23 protein-coding genes and 3 tRNA genes are annotated in these 21,884 nt (G+C 42.0%); 2 read left to right on the top strand and 24 right to left on the bottom strand.

The window, feature by feature from the left end:
• Nucleotides 1-90: 90 nt before the first annotated feature.
• The 5 genes from HMPREF1504_RS07575 to HMPREF1504_RS07555 all read right to left on the bottom strand — a co-directional run bounded on the left by HMPREF1504_RS07575 (nt 91) and on the right by HMPREF1504_RS07555 (nt 6,383).
• A complete protein-coding gene (locus HMPREF1504_RS07575; RefSeq protein WP_038124845.1) occupies nt 91-1,122 on the bottom strand; it encodes a biotin-dependent carboxyltransferase family protein in 1,032 nt (343 codons plus the stop codon).
• Nucleotides 1,109-1,852 carry a 5-oxoprolinase subunit PxpB gene (gene pxpB, locus HMPREF1504_RS07570; RefSeq protein WP_038124843.1) on the bottom strand — a complete coding sequence of 248 codons (744 nt, stop codon included), beginning with the start codon at nt 1,850-1,852 and terminating at the stop codon, nt 1,109-1,111. The genes HMPREF1504_RS07575 and pxpB overlap by 14 nt, the downstream gene beginning before the upstream one ends.
• A gap of 9 nt (nt 1,853-1,861) precedes the next feature.
• On the bottom strand, nt 1,862-3,058 hold the full coding sequence (locus tag HMPREF1504_RS07565) for an NRAMP family divalent metal transporter (RefSeq protein ID WP_038124841.1): 1,197 nt from the start codon (nt 3,056-3,058) through the stop codon (nt 1,862-1,864).
• Nucleotides 3,059-3,113: 55 nt separating this feature from the next.
• Nucleotides 3,114-3,881 (bottom strand): LamB/YcsF family protein, encoded by a 768-nt coding sequence (locus HMPREF1504_RS07560; protein WP_038124839.1) that lies wholly within the window; start codon nt 3,879-3,881, stop codon nt 3,114-3,116.
• 294 nt (nt 3,882-4,175) lie between these two features.
• Nucleotides 4,176-6,383: an ATP-dependent Clp protease ATP-binding subunit gene (locus tag HMPREF1504_RS07555; protein WP_005380236.1), complete on the bottom strand. Its 2,208-nt coding sequence runs from the start codon at nt 6,381-6,383 to the stop codon at nt 4,176-4,178.
• Nucleotides 6,384-6,718: 335 nt separating this feature from the next.
• Between HMPREF1504_RS07555 and HMPREF1504_RS10475 the strand changes: the two genes are divergently transcribed.
• Together HMPREF1504_RS10475 and HMPREF1504_RS07550 are read left to right on the top strand one after the other, a co-directional pair.
• Nucleotides 6,719-6,880: a hypothetical protein gene (locus HMPREF1504_RS10475; RefSeq protein WP_198017411.1), complete on the top strand. Its 162-nt coding sequence runs from the start codon at nt 6,719-6,721 to the stop codon at nt 6,878-6,880.
• Nucleotides 6,877-7,284, top strand: a complete 408-nt coding sequence (locus tag HMPREF1504_RS07550) for a type II toxin-antitoxin system death-on-curing family toxin (protein ID WP_038124837.1) — start codon at nt 6,877-6,879, stop codon at nt 7,282-7,284. Before HMPREF1504_RS10475 ends, HMPREF1504_RS07550 begins: the two co-directional genes overlap by 4 nt.
• 370 nt (nt 7,285-7,654) lie before the next feature.
• Here the strand turns inward: HMPREF1504_RS07550 and HMPREF1504_RS07545 are convergent.
• From HMPREF1504_RS07545 to HMPREF1504_RS07455, 19 genes are all read right to left on the bottom strand, one after another.
• Nucleotides 7,655-7,731: transfer RNA gene (locus tag HMPREF1504_RS07545), tRNA-Arg, on the bottom strand.
• A gap of 108 nt (nt 7,732-7,839) precedes the next feature.
• A tRNA-Gly gene (locus tag HMPREF1504_RS07540) sits at nt 7,840-7,913 on the bottom strand.
• Nucleotides 7,914-7,924: 11 nt separating this feature from the next.
• Nucleotides 7,925-8,001, bottom strand: a tRNA-Pro gene (locus HMPREF1504_RS07535).
• Between the two features lie 253 nt (nt 8,002-8,254).
• Entirely contained in the window at nt 8,255-9,088 is an 834-nt protein-coding gene (locus tag HMPREF1504_RS07530) for a nucleotidyl transferase AbiEii/AbiGii toxin family protein (RefSeq protein WP_038124834.1), read from the bottom strand.
• A complete protein-coding gene (locus HMPREF1504_RS07525; RefSeq protein ID WP_005383153.1) occupies nt 9,081-9,674 on the bottom strand; it encodes a type IV toxin-antitoxin system AbiEi family antitoxin domain-containing protein in 594 nt (197 codons plus the stop codon). Before HMPREF1504_RS07525 ends, HMPREF1504_RS07530 begins: the two co-directional genes overlap by 8 nt.
• 127 nt (nt 9,675-9,801) lie before the next feature.
• Nucleotides 9,802-11,007, bottom strand: coding sequence for an NADP-dependent malic enzyme (locus HMPREF1504_RS07520; protein ID WP_038124832.1), 1,206 nt, complete (start codon nt 11,005-11,007; stop codon nt 9,802-9,804).
• Nucleotides 11,008-11,210: 203 nt separating this feature from the next.
• Complete coding sequence (gene speD, locus HMPREF1504_RS07515) at nt 11,211-11,993, bottom strand: adenosylmethionine decarboxylase (protein WP_005377253.1); 783 nt, start codon at nt 11,991-11,993, stop codon at nt 11,211-11,213.
• A gap of 78 nt (nt 11,994-12,071) precedes the next feature.
• Nucleotides 12,072-12,569 carry a metallophosphoesterase gene (locus HMPREF1504_RS07510; RefSeq protein ID WP_038124830.1) on the bottom strand — a complete coding sequence of 166 codons (498 nt, stop codon included), beginning with the start codon at nt 12,567-12,569 and terminating at the stop codon, nt 12,072-12,074.
• Nucleotides 12,566-13,147: an XTP/dITP diphosphatase gene (locus HMPREF1504_RS07505; protein ID WP_038124828.1), complete on the bottom strand. Its 582-nt coding sequence runs from the start codon at nt 13,145-13,147 to the stop codon at nt 12,566-12,568. Before HMPREF1504_RS07505 ends, HMPREF1504_RS07510 begins: the two co-directional genes overlap by 4 nt.
• A 1-nt stretch (nt 13,148) precedes the next feature.
• Complete coding sequence (gene rph, locus HMPREF1504_RS07500; RefSeq protein WP_038124826.1) at nt 13,149-13,922, bottom strand: ribonuclease PH; 774 nt, start codon at nt 13,920-13,922, stop codon at nt 13,149-13,151.
• 140 nt (nt 13,923-14,062) lie between these two features.
• Complete coding sequence (locus HMPREF1504_RS07495; RefSeq protein WP_038124824.1) at nt 14,063-15,436, bottom strand: histone deacetylase; 1,374 nt, start codon at nt 15,434-15,436, stop codon at nt 14,063-14,065.
• On the bottom strand, nt 15,423-17,087 hold the full coding sequence (locus HMPREF1504_RS07490) for a hydantoinase/oxoprolinase family protein (protein WP_038124822.1): 1,665 nt from the start codon (nt 17,085-17,087) through the stop codon (nt 15,423-15,425). The genes HMPREF1504_RS07495 and HMPREF1504_RS07490 overlap by 14 nt, the downstream gene beginning before the upstream one ends.
• A 94-nt stretch (nt 17,088-17,181) precedes the next feature.
• Nucleotides 17,182-17,835 (bottom strand): coenzyme F420-0:L-glutamate ligase, encoded by a 654-nt coding sequence (locus HMPREF1504_RS07485; RefSeq protein WP_005377243.1) that lies wholly within the window; start codon nt 17,833-17,835, stop codon nt 17,182-17,184.
• Between the two features lie 12 nt (nt 17,836-17,847).
• The gene (locus HMPREF1504_RS07480) at nt 17,848-18,387 is read right to left on the bottom strand and encodes a hypothetical protein (RefSeq protein WP_005377275.1); all 540 of its coding nucleotides are present in this window, start codon (nt 18,385-18,387) and stop codon (nt 17,848-17,850) included.
• 12 nt (nt 18,388-18,399) lie between these two features.
• Complete coding sequence (gene murI, locus HMPREF1504_RS07475; protein ID WP_038124820.1) at nt 18,400-19,209, bottom strand: glutamate racemase; 810 nt, start codon at nt 19,207-19,209, stop codon at nt 18,400-18,402.
• A complete protein-coding gene (locus HMPREF1504_RS07470; protein ID WP_005377257.1) occupies nt 19,202-19,621 on the bottom strand; it encodes a thioesterase family protein in 420 nt (139 codons plus the stop codon). The genes murI and HMPREF1504_RS07470 overlap by 8 nt, the downstream gene beginning before the upstream one ends.
• 117 nt (nt 19,622-19,738) lie before the next feature.
• Nucleotides 19,739-20,077: a YkvA family protein gene (locus HMPREF1504_RS07465; protein WP_005377221.1), complete on the bottom strand. Its 339-nt coding sequence runs from the start codon at nt 20,075-20,077 to the stop codon at nt 19,739-19,741.
• Nucleotides 20,078-20,091: 14 nt separating this feature from the next.
• Complete coding sequence (locus tag HMPREF1504_RS07460) at nt 20,092-20,955, bottom strand: late embryogenesis abundant protein (protein WP_038124818.1); 864 nt, start codon at nt 20,953-20,955, stop codon at nt 20,092-20,094.
• Between the two features lie 160 nt (nt 20,956-21,115).
• Complete coding sequence (locus HMPREF1504_RS07455; protein ID WP_038124816.1) at nt 21,116-21,883, bottom strand: SDR family NAD(P)-dependent oxidoreductase; 768 nt, start codon at nt 21,881-21,883, stop codon at nt 21,116-21,118.
• Between the last annotated feature and the right edge of the window lies 1 nt (nt 21,884).

Below are 21,884 nucleotides of genomic sequence, written 5' to 3'. Positions count from 1 at the left end.
TCATTATATACATATTCATTCATTAAAATATACAAATACAGCAATAATATATACATAGCGAGTATGACATCATCAATGCATACTTGCTAATCAAGCGTTATATTTTAGAGAGAATACAAATGTACTTTGTGCGGAAGCCAAGTTGATTTTGCTATGCAAATTTTGCATATATGCCCTATACATCTCTTGTGCCTCTTCCACAGATACAATATCAAAGGTAATACCATCCCCGATAGGCAACTGGCTCAATCTAGGCAAATCGGCGGTAATAACGGTACCGATTTTCGTATAGCCCCCCGTCGTTTGCCGATCCGCCATGAGGATAATTGGATTGCCATCAGATGGAACTTGAATCGATCCAAACACAGCGCCATCCGAGATGATATCGGCGCCATCGATGTGTTCAACAGGAGCCCCATCCAATCTAAATCCCATACGGTCGCATTGAATAGTCAATGTATAGAGTTCACTGCTAAAATTGCGAATACCCGTTTCTGTAAAGTACTTAGCTTGCGAGCCCAGTACAACGCGCAGCGGTTCATGGCATTCACGGCCGCCCCGATTAAATAGAACCGTATTAAATAAATGATTTGATTCTCTAGTATAGTCGCAGATGATAGTATCACGCATGCAGTCCTTTAAACGCACTTCGTCGCCCGCCACTAAGGGACGTCCCTCAAATCCGCCAATATTCGCTTTTGTATGTGTCGCAACGCTGCCGTTGATTTCAGGCACATTAATACCTCCGGCGAATGAAATATACATGCGCACCCCACATTGGCTAAAGCTGCCAGAGATGACATCGCCGTTATGACAGACAAAAGGAATGTACCTCGGCACCTCTACATTATTAATGGTAGGCCTCATGTCGGCACCTGTGAAAGCAACAATACACGTACCTTTCACCTTGAGCGTAGGGCTGAGTACGGTACACTCCAAAGCACCTACAGGGGTCGTATTCCCTACAAGGGCTTGTCCGATAGAATAGCTTTCACCATCCATGGGGCCAGCTACGGGCATACCATATTGTTGAAAGCCTACGCGCCCTCCGTCTTGCACGGTGGTCATCATACCAGGCGCAACCACCTCAAATGACGCATTCTTATATTCACTTACCGCCACGGAGGTCACCTACCTTTACATGATGTACAACGGGCTTAAAAGAAGTGCCCAATTTCTTAATACAGTGGAACGCACTTTCATCAATAGGAACATAGCGCACATAATCGCCCGCCTTAAGCAGAGCCGCCTCTTCACGAGATGCATCGTACATGGACAGAGGCGTGCGTCCTATAATTTGCCAGCCACCAGGGGAATCCGACGGATAGGTGCCGGTCTGCTCACCCGCGATACCTACGGATCCTGCCGGAATATGCGTCCGCGGCGAGGACAAGCGCGGCGTAGCGATGCGCGGATCCATGCCACCTAAATAGGTAAAACCAGGGATAAAGCCCATCATGTACACGAGGTAATCCGTGCCGCTATGAATGCTCACCACGTCGGCCTCTGTAAGGTGATTATGAGAGGCTACAAATCCAAGGTCTGGACCAAATTCACCACCATAGACGGTCGGTATTTCTACGACCGTTAGAAGTTCACTTTCATCAGCCCTGACAGGCTGCGTACAAATAGGTTCAATAATGTGGCACAGCTCAGCATAGGTGTAGCGCAGCGCATCATACTGAATGAGAAGCGCACAATAGGTAGGCACCATCTCAATAATCCCCTCTAAATGGAGGCTTTCAATACCCGCCACAGTCTGACGGATACGCTGATTAATCTTAGGGTCAATAACTTGACCAAATTCGATGGAGATAGCACTATCCCCAACCGGAGAAATTGTGGGATTCATACGTGCCCCCTAACCTAATAATTTTGCAATACCTTGCAAGGATGTAACACCGATATAAGCGGTCACAAGCACGACAATCCAACCGGTGTAGAACAGAACCGGATTATGCTTATAATCCCCTACGATATTCGTCTTACGCGTTGCCAATAACATAACGGCTAAGGTAACAGGCAAGATCAAACCGTTCACGGAGCCCGCCACAATTAATAGTGTAGCTGGTTTACCAATAAAGATAAGAATGCATGTGGACACGAAAATGAATGCCATGATGGTCAATTTTTCATACCGTTCCACCACCTTGAACAAGGTTTTAAGGAAGGATACCGATGTATAGGCAGCACCCACAACAGATGTCAACGCAGCGCAGAAGAATACGATACCGAATAATTTATGGCCGATTTCACCAGCACCAAGTAAGAACGCAGAACCTGCTGGGTCCTTTGGATCTAACGCAAAGCCCATGGATACGACGCCAAGTACGGCCAAGAATAACAATATACGAACAATGGCGTCTACGGACATGCCCATGAAGGCAGCGCGACGCACATCTTTTAAATGTTCACGGCCTGTAATGCCCGCATCAATCAAGCGATGGCCGCCGGAGAATGTAATGTACCCACCTACGGTACCGCCGATAAGGGTAATCGTAGCTAGCCAAGGGTAATTGGTTGGCACAATGGCATGGGTTGCGGCCTCTGCTATAGGAGGATTAGTAGAAAACGCTACATAACCGATGAGTACGAGCATCACTGTGCCCAACACTTTCGCCGTATTATCGAGAACGCCACCCATTTTTGGAGATGCGAATAATAGAATACCCAAGATACCACTGATGGCTGCTGCCGTCGTCGTATCGATACCGAATACAATGTTAAGGCCCATGGACGCACCGCCAATATTGCCGATATTGAACGCAAGGCCTCCAAGGGAAATCAAGAATGCTACGAAGTAACCAAGGCCGGGCAATACCTTATTCGCAATATCTTGGCCCCGCATTTGGGATATGCCGATGATGGTCCACACATTGAGCTGTGCAATGATGGAGAAAATAACGGACACCACAATAGCGAACGCAAAATCCGCCTTTAACTGGCCTGTAAACGCCGCCGTTTGTAACATAAATCCTGGCCCAATGGACGACGTGGCCATCAAAAATGCTGCCCCTAAGAGGACAGATAAACTCGCTTTACCTGTAATCGGTTTCATACTGACTCCTTTTATCTATTCTGATTCTATCTACTCTTATGCAATCGATTGTAATCTATCGATTCTGAAAATTCGCTACCACGACACCTGCCTTAGTGAGGCCTTCACGAATATACTTTGTGAAAGCTATCGCTTTTGGATTATCACCATGAACGCATACGGAATCGGCTGCAATATCGATTGTTTTACCCGTATTCGTTACGACCTTGCCTTCTTGCACCATCATGAGCACTCGTTCCAAGGCCTCTTGCGGGTCTTTTATGAAAGCCCCACTTTCCGTACGAGGCACCAAGGTACCTTCCTCTGTATAGCCTCGGTCTGCAAAGACCTCTTGAATCACAGGGACACCTCGTCGCTCTGCCTCTTTGGCAATATAACTACCGCTGAGCACCATGGCGCGAACATTGGGATTCACCGCTTGTAAACCATCTAACACCGCATCAGCTAATTCCGGCGTTACACACGCCATGTTATAAAAAGCACCATGTAATTTCATATGCTGCAACTCTACATCGTACTGATTGCAAAATCCTTGCAACGCACCGAGTTGGTAGATCATATACGCCCGTGCCTCGTCGGGACTCACCGCCATCTTGCGGCGTCCAAAGCCCATCAAATCAGGATATCCCGGATGAGCCCCTACGGCTACGCCCTTCTCCTTGCACATCTTAACAGTGGCCTCCATGATGAGAGGATCCCCGGCATGCCAACCACAAGCCACATTGGCACTAGTGACGTGATTTAACACCTCACTATCCATGCCCAATGAATAATTGCCAAAACTTTCACCTAAATCGCTATTTAAATCTATATAATGTGACATCACTATGCTCCTCTCGTTCTTCATCGTTCTTATATGCTTGATTGTACTTACATACTTGATTTGCCTTATATCCTTCATCTTTCCTTTAAATTCTATAGAATATAGTAACATGATTATACAAAATATATTGATACGTTATCAATGATTTTTGTCATGTATACAAAATTCATATAATAACGCAAAAAAGCACTCGACGTAATGTCGAGTGCTTTCACAATCAATAGGACTATTGTTATATGTGTGTATATGGAGAGAGTTGTAAGGGATTCAATGAAAGGGTCAATAGCCTACCGATTATTTATTGTCCTTGGATGCAGCATCATCAGCTTGTTTACTGTCATCTGCAGATTTGTCATCACCGGATTTAGCATCGGATGTGTTAGCAGCATCCTTGTCGCTGATCACGATGTGACCATCTACAACATCAGCCAACAAGTGTTTTGCATCGATGTGATCCAAGTAGTAATCAGTTACATTGTCGCGAATTTCAGATTCGATGACACGACGTAATGGACGAGCGCCCATTGTTTTGTCATAACCTTGTTCCATCAACAAATCTTTAGCTGCATCAGTTACATCTAAGGTAATTTGTTTTTTAGCCAAAGTTTTGTTAACTTGGTCGAGCATCAAATCAACGATTTTCTTCAAATCTTCTTTACTCAATTGATTGAATTCAATAACAGCATTGAAACGGTTCAAGAATTCAGGACGGAAGAATGGAGCAATGCGGTCCATTACATCGACTTTGTTTTCATCGTCATTGTCGCTGCCATAACCGAAGCCTGCATTGGATGTAGCAATGATAACAGTATTCTTGAAGTTTACTGTGTTACCTTGACCATCTGTTAAGCGACCATCGTCCAATACTTGAAGAAGTAATGTAATAACTTGAGGGTCTGCTTTTTCGATTTCGTCGAACAATACGATGGAGTATGGATTACGACGAACGCGTTCAGTCAATGTGTTGGAGTTATCTTCGTAACCAACATAACCAGCTGTAGCACCAATCAATTTAGAAACCGCTGTGCGATCACTGTATTCGGACATATCCAAACGGATGATAGCATCTTTGTTACCAAACATATCAAGTGCTAATTGTTTGGCCAATTCTGTTTTACCAACACCAGTAGGACCTACGAATAAGAAGCTACCGATTGGACGGTTACCTTCGTCAAAGCCTGCACGGTTACGACGGATTGCTTTAGATACAGCTTCTACTGCTTTATCTTGACCGATTACATGAGCTTGTAAACGAGATTTCATGTCTTTCAAGCGTTCAATATCGGATGCACCCATTTGAGAAACAGGGATACCAGTCATACGTTCTACCGCTTCCGCTACATCGTTAACCTTAGCCACAACCTTTTGATTATCAGTATGCTTGTCGATTTCTTCTTGTAATTTTTGAATACGCATCTTTTCGTTAATAGCGGATTCGTAATCTTCTTTTTGAGCAAACTCTTCTTGTTTTGCTTTAGCATCTGCAATATCTGCTTCTAATGTTTTAATATCAGTTACAGGATGTTGAGATGCCAAGTGAGCTGCTGTTACATCGATCAAGTCGATGGCTTTATCTGGCAAGCTACGTTGAGGAATGTATTGTACGGAATAATCTACAGCGGCTTTCAAAACGGCATCTGGCAATTCAATGTTATGATGCGCTTCGTATAATGGACGAATGCCTTGTAGAATTTTGAAAGTATCTTCTGCAGATGGGGCATTGACTTTTACTTCATTGAAACGACGCGCAAGTGCTGCGTTTTTCATGATTGTGTTACGGTATTCATCTTGTGTAGTAGCACCGATAACAGTCATTTCACCACGGGACAAAGCAGGTTTCAAGATATCTGCTAAGCCTTTAGAGCCTTGACCATCACCTGTGGAACCAGCACCCAAGATTTGATGGATTTCGTCGAAGAACAAGATGATATTGCCAGCAGCCTTAACCTCTTTGATAAGATTTTGGATATTTTCTTCAAAGGAACCACGGTATTGAGTACCAGCTTCCAAGCCGGAAATATCGATGGAAATGATTTCTTTATTTTTAATCGCTGCTGGAACATCGCCATTTACGATTGCTTGTGCCAAGCCTTCTACAACAGCTGTTTTACCAACACCAGCATCGCCGACTAGAACTGGGTTGTTTTTTGTACGGCGTGCTAAGATTTCAGCAGTTTCTTGAATTTCTTTGTTACGACCGATAACAGGATCAAGCTTACCATTACGAGCTTCGTCTGTTAAGTTCGTACCTAAACGAGCAAGGATACCATCCTTTTTCATTTTGCCTTGTTGAGCTGCAGCTTGTGCTGCTTGGATTTCTTCATTAGTAGGCAAATGACCTGTTTGACGATAATAAGCAAACTCTTCAGGAGTTACTTCACGACCATTAATTTTATAACGACGGTTTTCTGTGGAATAACCTCCCATATTACTCATCAATTGATTAAACAAATCATTCATGCTACCAAATTCGCTACCAAAGTTATTGAAATTGTTGTTCATATAAATTACCTCACTTTTTTACTACAAGTATATCTGTTTGACCTTTTAAGTCTCTTTAATTTCTTGCTTTATTTCTAGGTTTCTTTAACCTTATGTCATTATAATAATCTTATTAAGTCAAAAAGTCAATAGGTCAAAGTAAAGATTTTTGACTTTTTCTGACTTTTATTTTGACAAATTAGATTTATATGATAAGAATATAGATAAACACTGGGTTTGTGAGAGATAATTAAATTTGAACTTTTAAAATATTTACTATAAATTAGATTGTTTAAATTGATTTATTCCCTATATAATAGAAATAAAAGTCAAAATATATCAAAGGAGATCAAACTATGGCACAAAATTCTTCACCCCATACCGATTCCACCGCACTCCACAACACACCTATCATGACAAGTGCTAACAACAAAGAACTAGCGAAGCGTATTAAAGACATTTCCCAGCAAGTACTAAAACGAAATTATGAACTCTATAAAGCATTGGAGAACAAATGAATACAGCTAATATCCAATTCACCTTACAAGATATCTATGAGCTCCACGCCCAACTAGAAAGTGCATTTGTCCTTTCACCAGGCGTACGCGATGAAAACCTATTAGCATCAGCTGTCTATACCCCCTTTCAAACCTTTATGGAGAACGATCTATACCCATCCATCTACGACAAAGCGGCACAATTATGTTATGGCTTAGCCAACAATCATCCTTTTACGGATGGAAATAAACGAACAGCATTGCATAGCATGTATGTGTATTTAATTATCAATGGATTCGATATTACGGCAACACAACAAGACGTAGAAAACATGATTATCGATATTGCCGCAGGTAATATGACAAATACAGAACTAGCACAATGGTTGCGGGAGAATACTGTAGAGATTGATACGAATTTGTAATTCGACAGAGATACATAGGGTTCTACAAATTAGTACAGGCCTGTTTTATTTCTAACGAGACCTATACATAGGGCCCTTCAAATTAGTACACGCCTGTTCTATTTCTAACAAGACCTATACATAGGGCCCTTCAAATTAGTACAGGCCTGTTCTATTCTTAACAAGGCACATATATAGGGTCCTGCAAATTAATACACACCTGTTCTATTTCCAACAAGACCTATATATAGGGCCCTTCAAATTAGTACAGGCCTGTTCTATTTCTAATAAGACCTATACATAAGGCCCTTCAAATTAGTACAGGCCTGTTCTAATTTAAAATAGCAATGCAAAAGCGGATAGCCCATTACGAGCTATCCGCTTAATTCTTTGGTGATCCAGGAGGGATTCGAACCCCCGACCCACGGCTTAGAAGGCCGTTGCTCTATCCAACTGAGCTACTGAACCATGTGGATTACCTTTATATGTAATTATCTATTATAGTATAAATTATGTAAGATGTATCGTCAACTAATGACGTCATTTTTCGTTCACCCTAAAAAAGGCAAAAAAAAATGGAGCGGGTGAAGGGAATCGAACCCTCGCGACCAGCTTGGAAGGCTGGGGCTCTACCATTGAGCTACACCCGCAAAATAAAAAATGGTCGGAGCAGCAGGATTCGAACCTGCGACCCCCTGGTCCCAAGCCAGGTGCGCTACCAAACTGCGCTATGCCCCGTCATTAATTACTTGCTAATTATAGCAAACCCGGTAGTTGATGTCAACCACTACTTTTGCTGAGTTTTACTCAGTTATGAGTACCTCTCTGCAACGAAAATTATTATATCATCGGACTACTATTCTGACAAGTATTTTTTTTATAACTTCATTAAAAATTTAGGATTACCTATTCCCAAAATTATTTTCATAATTTCTAAATCAAAAGCACATAGTATCACCTCCCCCTCTTTCCCTCTTAAAAAAAATTTCTTTTATAATCCCATACATTCAATAATCCGTTCAAATACATCTAATGTTTTATCAAAAGTAATTTCTACAGCGTAAGGTGAACGTTTTTGATATCTTAGCCACGATGAATGTAAATCATCATCATTTCTTAACATCATAAGAACATCCTCAAATGTTTCCTTATTAAATGAAGTATTCCTATATGCAAATGTTTTTACACAGGCAGCATGTAACAACTTATAATCTATACTGTCATTTAATGTACTATAAATCATAAATACGTCGTAAAAGTCTTTACATCGACTATTAAATACACCCCGCTCACATATGGTCTGTAGTTTTTCTGCTAACATAGTTTCTACATTATATGCACAAATATTAAATTCACTTTCATCAAAAATGCTCTTATAGGAATATCTTATAGCTTCTGGTGTAATCGGATCACCTGTAGCTATATCTAAAGGAATAACTTGTCTAATATTTTCTAATTGACAGAGTATTGTTAGTCTATAGCCTCCATACTCATCAGATTCACGAATTGGTTCTATTCGCTGTATTGAATATTTAATATCCGATGATGAGTTCAATAGTATAGACTGGAATTTCACTAACAATACTTCTTCTGTCAGTGGAAATTGCCGAATAACAAAATCAATATCTAATGTACTTCGCTGCCGTATACCAATAACATTTGATAGTAAAAAACCACCTTTAAATATAAAATTCTCACATTCACAACTAGATGATATTTGCTCTAGTATCCGCTCTAAAAAATAATGTGTTTGTATCATATTAAAAGGCAGTCCAGACTCTTTCGATAGTTTATGACATAAAGCTTTCAGTTTATCCTTATTCATAGATAACCTCCAAAATACTTTTAACCTTATCATATATCTTCATTTTCTTAGCGTAATCGTATAAACGATTTAGATTTCGATTTTTATAACGCATATACCTATGTAAAGTTTTAGAAAATAATTCAGTATCGATCTTATTTCTATTTTTAATGAAATCACATAAGGTCCGTTCTAAATCATAGGTTTTGACAATATTACCATATACCGTTTTACACTCTGTGATACCTAATTCATATATATCTTTCGTAACATAATGTACGAGATTCACGTTGTTAATTCTATGAATATTATACCCTCGATACACAGTTACCTCTAGTGCCGGATAAATATCATCTGTAAATTGATGTAAATACAGGGCTGATGCATATGAAAAAATAGGCACTCCATATTGTTTTTGAAAGAGATAGTATTCATCATAATCACCTTTTGTGCTTAAATAAATACCTCGACTTACACGATTAAGTATCCCCTCATTTACCATTCTAGTTAGGTATATGGAAGGAATATTAAGAGCTTTAATATCACGACTTGAAAGTATACCATTATTTTGTTCTAGTTTTGATTCTATAATTCCTCTATAATCCATATAATATCTCCTATTGTTATTATCGTGCTTACATTTTATAATTTTGTACGCACAAATGCAACATCTATATAAAAAAACATGCACCCAATAGGGTGCATGTTCAAAATCATATTTTATTTAGTTAAAATTAGCCTTCGTAATGACCGTCTTCAACGATTTGAGGGTTTTTGGCGATGCCTTGTTTTACAGCTACTTCAGCAACTGCTTTTGCCACTGCAGGAGCTACGCGATGGTCGAATACGGATGGCATGATGTTTTCATCATTCAATTCGCTGTCTGGAATCAAGTGTGCCAATGCATCGGCAGCAGCCAATTTCATTTCGTCAGTGATTTTAGATGCACGAACGTCGATAGCACCACGGAAGATACCAGGGAATACAGCTACGTTATTGATTTGGTTAGGTGCGTCGGAACGGCCTGTACCAGCGATGCGAACGCCAGCAGCTTTCATATCAGCGTATGTTGCTTCTGGGTTAGGGTTCGCCATAGCGAATACGATAGCGTCGTCAGCCAAGTTTTCCAAGATTTCTTTTGTGAAAGCACCTGCTGCAGATACGCCAAGAAGGATGTCAGCGCCTTTAGCGTTTTCAGCCAAGTTGCCATGTTTTTCTTCAAGGCCAAGCAGATCGATCAATTCAGTTTGCAAGGAATCAAGGCGTTTGTAATCTTTGTGCAATACGCCAGAGGATACCAATACGGTAATATCACGAGCGCCTGCAAGGTATAACAAACGAGCGATGTTTGCACCAGCTGCACCAGCACCGTTTACAACGATTTTAGCAGTTGCTAAATCTTTTTTAACGAGGCGAAGAGCGCCTTTTACACCAGCCAAACATGCGATTGCTGTACCATGTTGGTCATCATGGAATACAGGGATTTCCAATTCTTCTTTCAAACGATTTTCAATTTCGTAGCATTTAGGAGAAGAAATGTCTTCCAAGTTGATGCCAGCAAAGTTCTTTTGCAACAATTTTACAGTGTTGATCAATGTATCAGCATCTTTAGTATCTACTACCAATGGAATGCAGTCTACATCGCCAAATTTTTTGAACAATAAGGATTTACCTTCCATTACAGGCAATGCAGCAGCAGCGCCGATATCGCCAAGGCCTAGTACACGAGTACCGTCGGATACAACGGCAACCATGTTGGAACGGCAAGTTAATTCAAAGGATTCTGCTTCATTGTCTTTAATACGCAAGCATGGTTCTGCTACACCTGGTGTGTAAGCAACGGATAAATCATGAGCATCTTTTAATTCATATTTAGTTCCTACTGTGAGGAAGCCTTTTAATTCACGTTTTTTTTGTACTGCTAATTCACGTACGTCCATAATAATTCTCCTTTGTGGATGACAACGGACACAATAGTTTCTTGGTATTAATTATTAATACCCCTTACAAGTTCATTATACAGAATCAGAAACAATAATACAAGATTTTTCGATATAGTTTTTCGAAAATTTTAGAATTAACCATGAATTCATATTCTTAGCATTAATTACATGTCCACAAATAACTAAGCGTTTTAAACAATCTAGGCTTTCACAGAAGGCAAATTGCGTCCGTAGAAGATTTCTGTCATTTCTTGTCGCAATTGGTGTTTAATTTGCTTAATTTCTCGTTCGCTCAATTCCGCTTCGGTAATGCCGAATAAGTAATTATCCAAATCGAAATCCTTGAGCATCATCTTAGTGTGGAATATATTTTCTTGGTACACGTTCACATCGATCATATTGTACAAATTGCGCGTTTTCGCATTAATGTAGTTTTGAATAGAGTTGATACGATGGTCGATGTAGATTTTCTTGCCCGACACGTCGCGCGTAAAGCCACGCACATGATAGTCCAATGTCAAAATATCCGAATCAAAGCTATTAATCAAGTAATTGAGGGCCTTTAGCGGAGAGATTTGACCACATGTGGACACCTCGATATCGGCACGGAATGTACTAATCCCCTTGTGCGGATGGCTTTCAGGGTACGTATGAACTGTAAGATGGGATTTATCCAAATGCATAACCACATCTTCTTTTTCAATTTCTTCTTCAGAAATCAAAATCGTCACCGATGCCCCTTGAGGGTCGTAATCTTGTTTCGCAATGTTCAAAATATTGGCGCCGATAATATGACTCACTTCGGTCAAAATATTCGTCAAACGTTCCGCGTTGTATACTTCATCAATGTATTGAATATACTGCTTTTTTTCTTCCTCTGTACGAGTATAACAAATATCATAAATATTAAAACTCAATGTCTTCGTGAGATTATTAAACCCATATAACTTCATTTTAGGCTTTGCTTTAACTGGTGTATCCATGATATGCCATAACCCTTTCCATGCATAGACTTACTATTTTTTGTGAAAGTCATACAAACCTCGACTTTCACTCATATACTATATAATATCCTGTTTATACACAAATTCTACATCAAAGGCGCCATCTTCGTAGGTGACGATGGCAAAGGTACCGCCCGATCCATCCCGAGGCAATGCAATGCTCCCTGGATTCACAAAAAGGGTATCCCCTATATGTTTAGCCTCGTGAAAATGGCTATGTCCACACACGATGAGTCGCGCCCCCATGGCATTGCCAATATGTATCAATTCTTGTGCTCGTTTACAATATGATACCTCATGACCATGTGTCATGTAAATATAGGTATCTTCTAAGGGAATCAATTGTTCCTTAGGCTCCAACGGCTGCACGCGGTCATTATTGCCGCGCACTGCATAGACCGGCACATTGATACGCGTTTGCATATACCGCGCATCGTCGCCGTAGTCACCGGCATGTAGCCACATGTCGATATTTTGGTCCATCGTTGCATCTAGCACGAGGTCAATGGTGTCCAGATATCCATGTGTATCACTAATAATACCTATTCGTTTCATTTATTCACCTTTGCAACTAACTCTTGCAACGCCTTGCCACGATGACTGATGGTTTCCTTCGTATCGATATCGAGCTCTGCCATGGTTTTACCAAATTGTGGAACAAAGAAATATGGATCATAGCCAAATCCATTGGTACCTAGCGGCGTATCTTGAATTTCACCATCACAAGAGGCTTCGGCCGTCACGCTAGTACCGTCTGGATGTACCAACGCTAAAGCGCATACATAATGCGCAGTTCTATCCGATTTACCTTGTAATTCGCGTATTAATTTTTCATTATTTGCTTCATCATCGCCATGAACGCCCGCATAGCGTGCGGAGTATACGCCAGGTGCCCCATCAAGAGCATCGACAGTGAGCCCCGAATCATCAGCTAAGCACGGCAATCCTGTTTTTTCGCTATAGTATTTCGCTTTGAGGACGGCATTTTCCATAAAAGTTGTACCCGTTTCCTCTGGTTCCGGAACGTCCACTATGTCTTTCACAGGCACACAGGTAATGTTCATATGAGAAAAGGCCCGTTCAAATTCACGTATTTTCCCCTTATTGCCCGTTGCTAATACAATACGTTCCATATTATTGTTCTCCTTCAGCGGTTTGAACAGGTGCATCAGGATACACCTTGCCAATTTTGTCCGCTACAGAGCCGAGTACATTGCGTTGCACAGCCATCAATTCGTCAGTAGCAGATTCTGCAAGGTCTAATAATTGGTTAAGTTCATCGCGGCTAAATGTGCCATGTTCACCTGTGCCTTGTACCTCGATAAGATTACCAGCACCGGTGCGCACCACGTTCATGTCCACAACGGCAGCGCTATCCTCTTCATAGCAAAGGTCTGTAATAGGACCTTCTGGGCCAATGCCGACGGAAATAGCGGCACAGAAATCGGTAATAGGGAATTTACCAAATCCGCCAAATGTATAATCAATGGCATCCACAAGGGCTACAAAGGCACCTGTAATGGACGCCGTACGCGTACCGCCATCGGCTTGGATAACATCGCAGTCTACGGTGATGGAGCGCTCGCCTAAAGCCTTTAAGTCTACAACAGCGCGCAATGCACGACCGATTAAGCGTTGAATTTCAACGGTACGGCCCGTTTGTTTACCGCGAGCGGCCTCACGGCTTACCCGTGTTTTTGTAGAACGTGGCAACAAAGAATACTCTGCAGTCACCCAGCCTTGACCGGAACCTTTTAGCCAGCGCGGTACATTTTCCTCGATAGTAGCTGTACAAATGACCTTTGTTTTACCACATTCGATGAGTACAGAACCTTCTGCATATTCCGTAAAATGTCTCGTTATTTTAATCGGTCTCAATTGACCTGCTGTTCTATTATCACTGCGCATAACAACGCCCCCTTTATGTCTAGTATACCATGCTGAATTGTTCATTATAGGATATGTATCACAATAGAAGCGCCCCTCACACGAGGGGCGCTATCTCGTTTATTCTATTATATCATGAACAATGGTTCCCATTCGACAGGCTAAATTTCAACTTGTCCCTGCCCCATAGGGTCCACCACTACATAGCGGTTGAGACCACCCTGTTCTTTCATGCGACGTGCTTCTGTGAAAGCCTCTTCGCGCGTAGCATCATCGGCCTGCCATGGGATAAACATAGCGTACACACTTTGCTTTGCATAGGGCCCATAATTACCATAGGATTCGATGCTATGCCAACCAATTTTATCAGGATAGAGGCGCACTGTTTCACGACGCTCTTCTTGTACACCAGATTCGTCGTAATACACAGAATAATCACGGACCCAGCTATCCTTATGGCCGATGAGTTCATCTCGTGCTATTTCCTCACGCCGTGCCCATTGGTCCTTCCATTTCAAAATAAGATCATCAATATATCTCGTTACATCAGCCGACTGATGTTGTTCTACATAGTTTGGCTCGATAACGCAACTGTAATCTAACCCAGCCATAGATAAAATGATACCTGTATTTACATAAGGCAAAGCCTCTTGTACAGAATAGCCCCCTTCAAGGACTGCAATATCTGCTTGTAATAAATCCACTAATTCTGCATATCCCTTAGCGGTCACATTCATATTGGCTAATGGGTCCGAAAAATGGTTGTCCTGACCTGCTGAATTGATGACGATATCCGGTTTAAATTCATGTAGAATCGGCAATACGAGTTCGCGCATCACCTTTAATAAACCTTCATCACCCGTGCCAGGAGGTAGTGGAATATCTATGTTAGCGCCAATAGCTTGAGGGCCTCCGAATTCATCCATAAATCCGGTACCCGGATATAAGGTCCGTCCATCTTGGTGAAAACTTATATACAAGGTATCCGGATCGTGGTAGAACACATCTTGTGAGCCATCCCCATGATGTACATCTGTATCTACGATGGCCACCCGTTTCACACCATAGGTTTGACGTATGTGTTGGACCATGACGGCCTCGATATTGATGGTACAGAACCCTCGAATACCATGTACCATGGCCATCGCATGATGCCCTGGCGGTCTAACGAGGGCAAAGGCCCGATCAACTTCACCTCGTAACACCGCATCAGCTGCTGCAATGGCACCACCAGCCGATACGCGATGCGCATCGGTTACCCAAGATGCTAAATCAGGGGCCCCAACGTGAACACGTTCTATTACATCCCAGTCAGCTACGATAGGATTATATTCTCTAATATTCGGCACATCGAGCAATCCTTCTTCCACGATTTGATCCCGCGTATAGAGCAATCGTTCTTGCCGTTCTGGATGGGTAGCAGAAATTTTCCAATCAAAGGCAGGGAAAAATACGAGACCTAATGAAGGATGTTCTATGGTGCTAGTCGACACGATTCCATTACGCACCCGGTAACTGTCCTTATGATTCCACATAACCGCTCACCCCCGCTTTCAGTTGTACTTTCACAGTAATAATGCGTTCCATCGATTGCCATCCATCGACAACAGGAAAATCTTCAACACTAATCGTTTCTATAGCAGGCATTGTACCTTGAGGTACAAGACCTTGTTCCTGAGCAGCCTCGCGCAGTAAGCCATAAGCTACTTTTGCGACAGCGTCAGCAGAACGCAAAGAGCTACTTTTATCTTGAATGCCCAGTTCTGGCACTACCATAGTACGACGTTTTGTATCGACGTGAACCGTAATCGCCATCGTATGGTTAGCCACACCGGCACCGATGGCATTAGCCACGGCCGCATCAGCTGGAATATGAACAGGCAATCCTAGTTGGTCCCCAATAATAGGGCCCAAACTAGCCGCCGTGCCACCGACGATAACAAGCTGGGCCGGCACAAATGGATCAGGATGCACAATATCGGCCACTACATAGATAGGTCGTTTATTTTCCTTCGCTACGACCTTGTCAATGCCTTGTTGTACAATGCGGACTGCTGTATCTACGATGCGTTGAGCCATAGTGTTAGCATCAATGGTCGTATCAATCTGTGCAATGGCATCGTACGCCTTCTGTTCATCGCCATAATGCGCGTTACCAAGCACGATGAGGGCATCCCCTAATGTAGGGATAGTGCCGCCCAATGCAACAGATGGGCCAATCCGTTCAGGGCCAACCATGAGTTTCCCATCTTCATAGCGCACCGCCGATTCACCGCCAATGCCCACCGAGGTAACCGCAAAGGAGCGTACAGCACTTGGATATTCACGAATGGATACGCCCTCCTTTGTCATCAGTGGTTTGCCCTGTTTCCACAAGGAAATATCCGTTGTAGTCCCACCAATATCAAGGGCCACCGTATGGGCGTCTTTAGTGTTGCGCAATGCTTCCAAGCCAAGTACCGTTGCAGCTGGTCCGGTAAATACAGTTTCTACAGGAATGGATTCCACCGTCTCTATCGGTAGCGAACCACCGTCAGCTTTCAAAATATATACAGGTGCCGTAATGTGAAAGGTATCTAATGCGTGGTAAACAGCGTTCTTAAATTCCTTAAATACAGAGGCCACGGCGCTATTAAAGTAAGCACTGATGGTGCGACGTGGAAAATTAAGATTGCCACTTAACGCACTGCCTGTAGAAATCGTATGATATGTGTCAGATAGAGCCTGAGCAACATCGATTTCTTCCTTTGGATTGCGAACGCCAAATTTTGCGGATACAGCAGCCAAATCGGTACCACTCTTAGATTGCACCATATTCGCTAGTTGATGAGTCCCCTCTACATCTGTACGTTCCACCACGATGCCACGATGGTCCGTATACCCTTTAAGATACACAGGTCTTACAGGGAATATATCATCTACATTGCGCCCTGGCCCCGCTACTACATAGAGATCTACAGGCTGTTCTTTATGCTCCACAATTGTATTTGTCACTACCGTAGTGGATAGCGTTACCTGTTCTATTTGTGCAGGGTCCACACCACTCATCACCGCACCTAAGGCATCCGTTATGCCATTCATGAGATTCTCCTTCGTGGTTCGCCGCTTCGCCGATGAAATGATGGTACCCCCATCTATAATAACGGCATCCGTAAAGGTGCCGCCTACATCTATGCCTAATAACATATATCCTCCTTTAAACAGAAAAGAGACCGCCGGAGCAGTCTCTTTTGTTAATCTCTAGACTTACCAGTTCTGCACCGGAAACATCGAGAATCTTTTATTTTGCTCCCGAAACGGAAGCGTAGTTTTTAATAATAACGATTGGTGTCATTTGGCTATCATTACCAAACGGATTATCAATCAACAATTTAGCGATTTTCTTCGCATCAATACCGCGACTTGTACCGAGAATTGCAGAGCGTTTCAAGTCATTTACGTCTGCTACAACAGCGCCATAGCAACCTGTGCGTTGAACGATTTTTTCAGCCACCTTATCTGGATCTTTTGGACCAAATACGATGTGTTTATCGAATGGAGGCATTGTACCTGTTACGTCATCGGTTAAGGATGCAGCACGGGCGATAGCGTAAAACACGCCTGGTTTGCGGAAAATTTTAGCAATAGCGCCTAAGAAGAAAGCACCTAATACCTTCCATTTACCATCTAAGTTCATAGCAGATTGCATACCATAAATAGAAGCCATGGAACCATCTGGATGGATAAAGCGGTTAATCATACGCGCTTGCCAACATACATTGAGTTCTTCAGGACGTGTAAAGCGACCTTGTGTAATAGCCACAACGGATTCTGCTACGCATACGATGTCTTCTGGTCCAATATTGTGACCACCAAATTCAACGATAGCATCAACGATGTCATCATTATCTGTAAGAATACGTGTAGGAACACATACTAATTCTAATTCTGCCATTGTTATGCCTCCTTAGTGAACCAATGCTGCTTGTACTTCTTCTGCAGTCAAACGAATACGCTGTTTATCGATATGGTAATCGGTACGACCTACGATTTGGTAATAAATGTCGATGTCCATATAAGGGAATCCTTTAATATCTTCACGAATATTACCATTTCTACCAGTTAAGGTAACGTAAACGCGGATTGTACCACCCTTGCGAGGCTTGATGATGATAGCTTCAAAGTAACCATCATGGCGTGGACGATCGATATCCATAGCCCAAGCGTCTACTTTCACACCATCAAAATGTTCTTCTGGAAGCAAAGGACGTGGAAATAAATCCATGATTGTACCAAGTTGACGGCCTTTGTTTACAAATGGCACATCGCAGAACAATGTCATGGAGCTCATATTCATATCTGCCAATTGAAAGCTTGTTTTCCGCTTTGACAACAAAATAACGCGTTCGTTACCTTGTTTTAATACGAATAGACGGAATAATAAGTACAAAATAGCTACAATAACTGCAATGGCAACTATCACATTTATTATGTCATAAAACCACATGTGAATTCTCCTTTATAGTGTAATCAATTCCACCGAAAAATCATCAGTATCTAAGAATTGGGCGCCCAAATCAGCCCCTAGGGCAATATCCTTTGTGAAATACAAGGTGCTACGGCCCTTCTCGGTAGATGGATTATGCAAATGATTGCTGTCCATCGTACGTCGTACTAGATCACTAGTCTCATAAGCAGGGTCGATATATCGGATGCGGTCACCTGATAACTCCTGCAGGACAGGGCTAACAAATGGGAAATGAGTACATCCCAATACGACAACATCGATATCCCGTTCTAGCATAGGTGCTAAGTACTCCTTAGCGGTTTTACGAACAGCGTCATCATGCAAATGACCTTGTTCAATTAAGCCGGCTAGTTCTGGACATGGTTGTTCCCACACAAAAACCTCATGGTCGATGTCCATAGCCACATATTTATGAATATGACTATTAACGGTCGCCACCGTCGCCATGATACCGATGGTATTACTATTGCTTTCACGAATAGCAGTTTTAACACCTTGCGATACACCGATAACCGGCACATTGACGCGACTGCGCACCTCATCGAGGGCTACTACGGTGAAAGTATTGCAAGCGATAACCATCAATTTTACAGGTACTTGATATAATGTTTCTGCAATACGGCAAGCGATTTCTGTAATCTCCTCGGTTGGGCGATTGCCAACGGGATTATTAGCATTATCCCCTATATAGATGAAGTTTTCATTGGGAAATTGTTCCTGTAGAACTTTCAAAACGGATAGACCACCTACACCTGAGTCAAAGACGCCGATAGGCAGTCGTTGTGTATCTATATTAGTCATGAGGCATCTCCTCAACAGCATTTAGAATAGGTTGATAAAAGCGATCCTCTAATCGTACGATTTTCCCAGACGATTTAGACATAAAGGCATTCTTAGTCTCACCCGTCGCCAATAGAGCACCATCGCTAGCGCGGCGCATGCGGTATTTAAATACCATCTGAGCACGGGTCATTTTGACTAAATAGGTTTCTATATTAATCGTGTCATCGAATCGAGCAGGTTCCTTATAGTTACACGATACATTCATAATCGGAAATACTATATCCTCGTCCATCATATCCCACAAGGTGACACCGATGTGACGAAGAAATTCAATACGCGCCATTTCAAACCACCGAAAATGATTGCTATGGTGAGCAATTCCCATCATATCGGTTTCATAGAAACGGACGTTAATTGTCGCTGTATACATTTATTCATCCTTCTTATTACAATACAAATTTAATTGTATATCTATTAACAAAGGGTGTCAAATAAACAAAGGCAGTCCAACCAATAACAATGATTAAACTGCCTTTTTATGTACTTGTTAGTTGCCAAAAGGGAATAGCTTTTTCGCTTGTTCTTCGTGGGATGTTTTGATATAGCGGTTGGCGATTTTGAAAGCAATGCCGAGAACAGCTACATCATCTACCCAGCCAAGGCCCGCAATCGTATCAGGAATGATATCGATTGGTAGGACGAGATACCCTAAGGCGCCGGCTAAAATAGCCTTTACATATTTTGGTGTATCTTGATCGCGCAAGCAAAAGAATAACACCACTGCTTTTTGTACAAAGGCAAGTTTTTTACCATAGCGAGTGGCAAACGCCAAGAATCGAGACTCACTAAAATACTTGCCATATTTGATAATCTTTAATGGATTCATACCAATCCTTCTAACTATTTACGAAAACCGTTAATTGTGGATTTTGTCGTTTCTTTTACTGTTTCAACAGCTTGGAACGCAGTATCTTTTGCATTTTCCACAGCTTTAGTCGCTGTAGTTTTTGCGTTTTCCACAGCCACTTGAGTAGTTGCTTTCGCTACTTCTACGCCACCTTTAGCCAATTCTTTTGCAGTATCCAATGTTTCTTTTGCTGCATCGATTTTTTCTTTTGCCGCATCAGTTACCTTTGCTACTGCTTCTGCTGCATTATCATGCAATTGGTATTTCGTTTCCGTATTCCATTTTTCAATAGCAGGTGCTACTTTTTCAGAATATACTTGTTCTAATTGTTCTTTTGCAAGACCTGTTTCATTGGCAATACCAGCCCATACATCGCGTTGGCCTTGAGTGAACGGAATGCTTGCTGCTGCATCACGAGCGATTTCGCCAGCAATGGCTTTACCATTTTCATAGAACTCAGCAATCATAGGTTTGTAGCGTTCGATGTCGGATGGCATACCATCTTCGATCCAAATATGAGCTACCTTACCAATAGCATAGGTCAAACCAACAGCTACCGGTACACGTACTGCTTTAAAAGGTACGAGCAAGGAAATAGCAGCTGTAGCAATAGCAGTGCTCAAGCCACCTACTAAACCTACAACAGCACCTGTTTGTAATTCAACATCATATAAATGAGCAATGCGAGTTACCATGTATGTTGCATTTGTGCATAGTGCAACATTGCTGAATTTTGGAGACAAAGCCAATACGGCAGCACGGCCTGCGCCCCAGAAAATAAATTGTTCAACTTGATAATTTAAATCTTGACCACCATCGCTAAGCGGTTCAATTCTAACGCCATTATATTCTGCCATAATCGTTCTCCTTTTTTCTCCGGATTCCACTTGTGAATGTATGTATCGTTCATTAGTATTATTATACCATTCTCAATGTAGAATTGAAATGAATAATATATATTTTACCCTGTATAAATTGTCTTATTATGACTATTAGTAATAGATAACACTCTATTCACTACCAACTCGTAAGACCTCCATCAATCGTCCACGCAGCACCTGTCACAAAGGATGCTTTTGAACTAATTAAAAAAGCGATAACTTCGCCAATTTCATGAGGTTTTGCAATACGTCCTAGTGGATAATGTTGTCCCATCTCCTCTTTTGCTTGTTCCACATCTTGATGGGATTGGGCAATTTGCTTATCTACAAGCGATGTATCTACGTCGCCAGGACATACACAATTTACACGTACTTCATGAGGTGCCATCTCAAGGGACAGTGATTTTGTAAAGCTTACGATAGCACCTTTTGATGCACCATATACTGAGCAGGCTACATTGCCCTGTAGGCCCGCATCACTAGATACGGTAACAATACTGCCCTTTACTTGACGTAAATAAGGCAATGCCGCTTGGCACAAGAATACAGTTCCTTTTACATTTGTTCCAAACATTTCATCAAAGGCCGATTCAGATACATCGGCTAGTAGCTCCTCTTCATAATATCCAGCCGCCGTTACAAGAGCTGAAATACTACCAAAGAAATCTACCGTTTCTTTTACGATGCGCTGACAATCGCTCACACTAGATACGTCGCCTTTCACATAGCGCACCTTCGAAGAATAGCGGCGCAATTTCATCTTTGCCCTTTGTCCCGCTTGTTCATCGCGGCCATTGATAACGACGCACCAACCTTCTTGCAATAATAGCTTAGCTGTGGCAAATCCAATTCCCGATGTACCACCGCTGATCAATGCCACTTGAACATCATTTTTATGAGGCATA

The organism is Veillonella sp. ICM51a, assembly GCF_000524355.1.
Taxonomy (GTDB): Bacteria; Bacillota; Negativicutes; order Veillonellales; family Veillonellaceae; genus Veillonella; species Veillonella atypica.
Note: the sequence above shows the minus strand (reverse complement) of the source record. Positions and strands in the feature narration are given on the sequence as shown.

Excerpts from the sequence above, each read along its gene's own strand:
- pxpB (WP_038124843.1), bottom strand. The coding sequence starts at position 1,852 with ATGAATCCCACAATTTCTCCGGTTGGGGATAGTGCTATCTCCATCGAA.
- HMPREF1504_RS07565 (WP_038124841.1), bottom strand. The coding sequence starts at position 3,058 with ATGAAACCGATTACAGGTAAAGCGAGTTTATCTGTCCTCTTAGGGGCA.
- HMPREF1504_RS07560 (WP_038124839.1), bottom strand. The coding sequence starts at position 3,881 with ATGTCACATTATATAGATTTAAATAGCGATTTAGGTGAAAGTTTTGGC.
- HMPREF1504_RS07555 (WP_005380236.1), bottom strand. The coding sequence starts at position 6,383 with ATGAACAACAATTTCAATAACTTTGGTAGCGAATTTGGTAGCATGAAT.
- HMPREF1504_RS10475 (WP_198017411.1), top strand. The coding sequence starts at position 6,719 with ATGGCACAAAATTCTTCACCCCATACCGATTCCACCGCACTCCACAAC.
- HMPREF1504_RS07550 (WP_038124837.1), top strand. The coding sequence starts at position 6,877 with ATGAATACAGCTAATATCCAATTCACCTTACAAGATATCTATGAGCTC.
- HMPREF1504_RS07530 (WP_038124834.1), bottom strand. The coding sequence starts at position 9,088 with ATGAATAAGGATAAACTGAAAGCTTTATGTCATAAACTATCGAAAGAG.
- HMPREF1504_RS07525 (WP_005383153.1), bottom strand. The coding sequence starts at position 9,674 with ATGGATTATAGAGGAATTATAGAATCAAAACTAGAACAAAATAATGGT.
- HMPREF1504_RS07520 (WP_038124832.1), bottom strand. The coding sequence starts at position 11,007 with ATGGACGTACGTGAATTAGCAGTACAAAAAAAACGTGAATTAAAAGGC.
- speD (WP_005377253.1), bottom strand. The coding sequence starts at position 11,993 with ATGGATACACCAGTTAAAGCAAAGCCTAAAATGAAGTTATATGGGTTT.
- HMPREF1504_RS07510 (WP_038124830.1), bottom strand. The coding sequence starts at position 12,569 with ATGAAACGAATAGGTATTATTAGTGATACACATGGATATCTGGACACC.
- HMPREF1504_RS07505 (WP_038124828.1), bottom strand. The coding sequence starts at position 13,147 with ATGGAACGTATTGTATTAGCAACGGGCAATAAGGGGAAAATACGTGAA.
- rph (WP_038124826.1), bottom strand. The coding sequence starts at position 13,922 with ATGCGCAGTGATAATAGAACAGCAGGTCAATTGAGACCGATTAAAATA.
- HMPREF1504_RS07495 (WP_038124824.1), bottom strand. The coding sequence starts at position 15,436 with ATGTGGAATCATAAGGACAGTTACCGGGTGCGTAATGGAATCGTGTCG.
- HMPREF1504_RS07490 (WP_038124822.1), bottom strand. The coding sequence starts at position 17,087 with ATGTTATTAGGCATAGATGTAGGCGGCACCTTTACGGATGCCGTTATT.
- HMPREF1504_RS07485 (WP_005377243.1), bottom strand. The coding sequence starts at position 17,835 with ATGGCAGAATTAGAATTAGTATGTGTTCCTACACGTATTCTTACAGAT.
- HMPREF1504_RS07480 (WP_005377275.1), bottom strand. The coding sequence starts at position 18,387 with ATGTGGTTTTATGACATAATAAATGTGATAGTTGCCATTGCAGTTATT.
- murI (WP_038124820.1), bottom strand. The coding sequence starts at position 19,209 with ATGACTAATATAGATACACAACGACTGCCTATCGGCGTCTTTGACTCA.
- HMPREF1504_RS07470 (WP_005377257.1), bottom strand. The coding sequence starts at position 19,621 with ATGTATACAGCGACAATTAACGTCCGTTTCTATGAAACCGATATGATG.
- HMPREF1504_RS07465 (WP_005377221.1), bottom strand. The coding sequence starts at position 20,077 with ATGAATCCATTAAAGATTATCAAATATGGCAAGTATTTTAGTGAGTCT.
- HMPREF1504_RS07460 (WP_038124818.1), bottom strand. The coding sequence starts at position 20,955 with ATGGCAGAATATAATGGCGTTAGAATTGAACCGCTTAGCGATGGTGGT.
- HMPREF1504_RS07455 (WP_038124816.1), bottom strand. The coding sequence starts at position 21,883 with ATGCCTCATAAAAATGATGTTCAAGTGGCATTGATCAGCGGTGGTACA.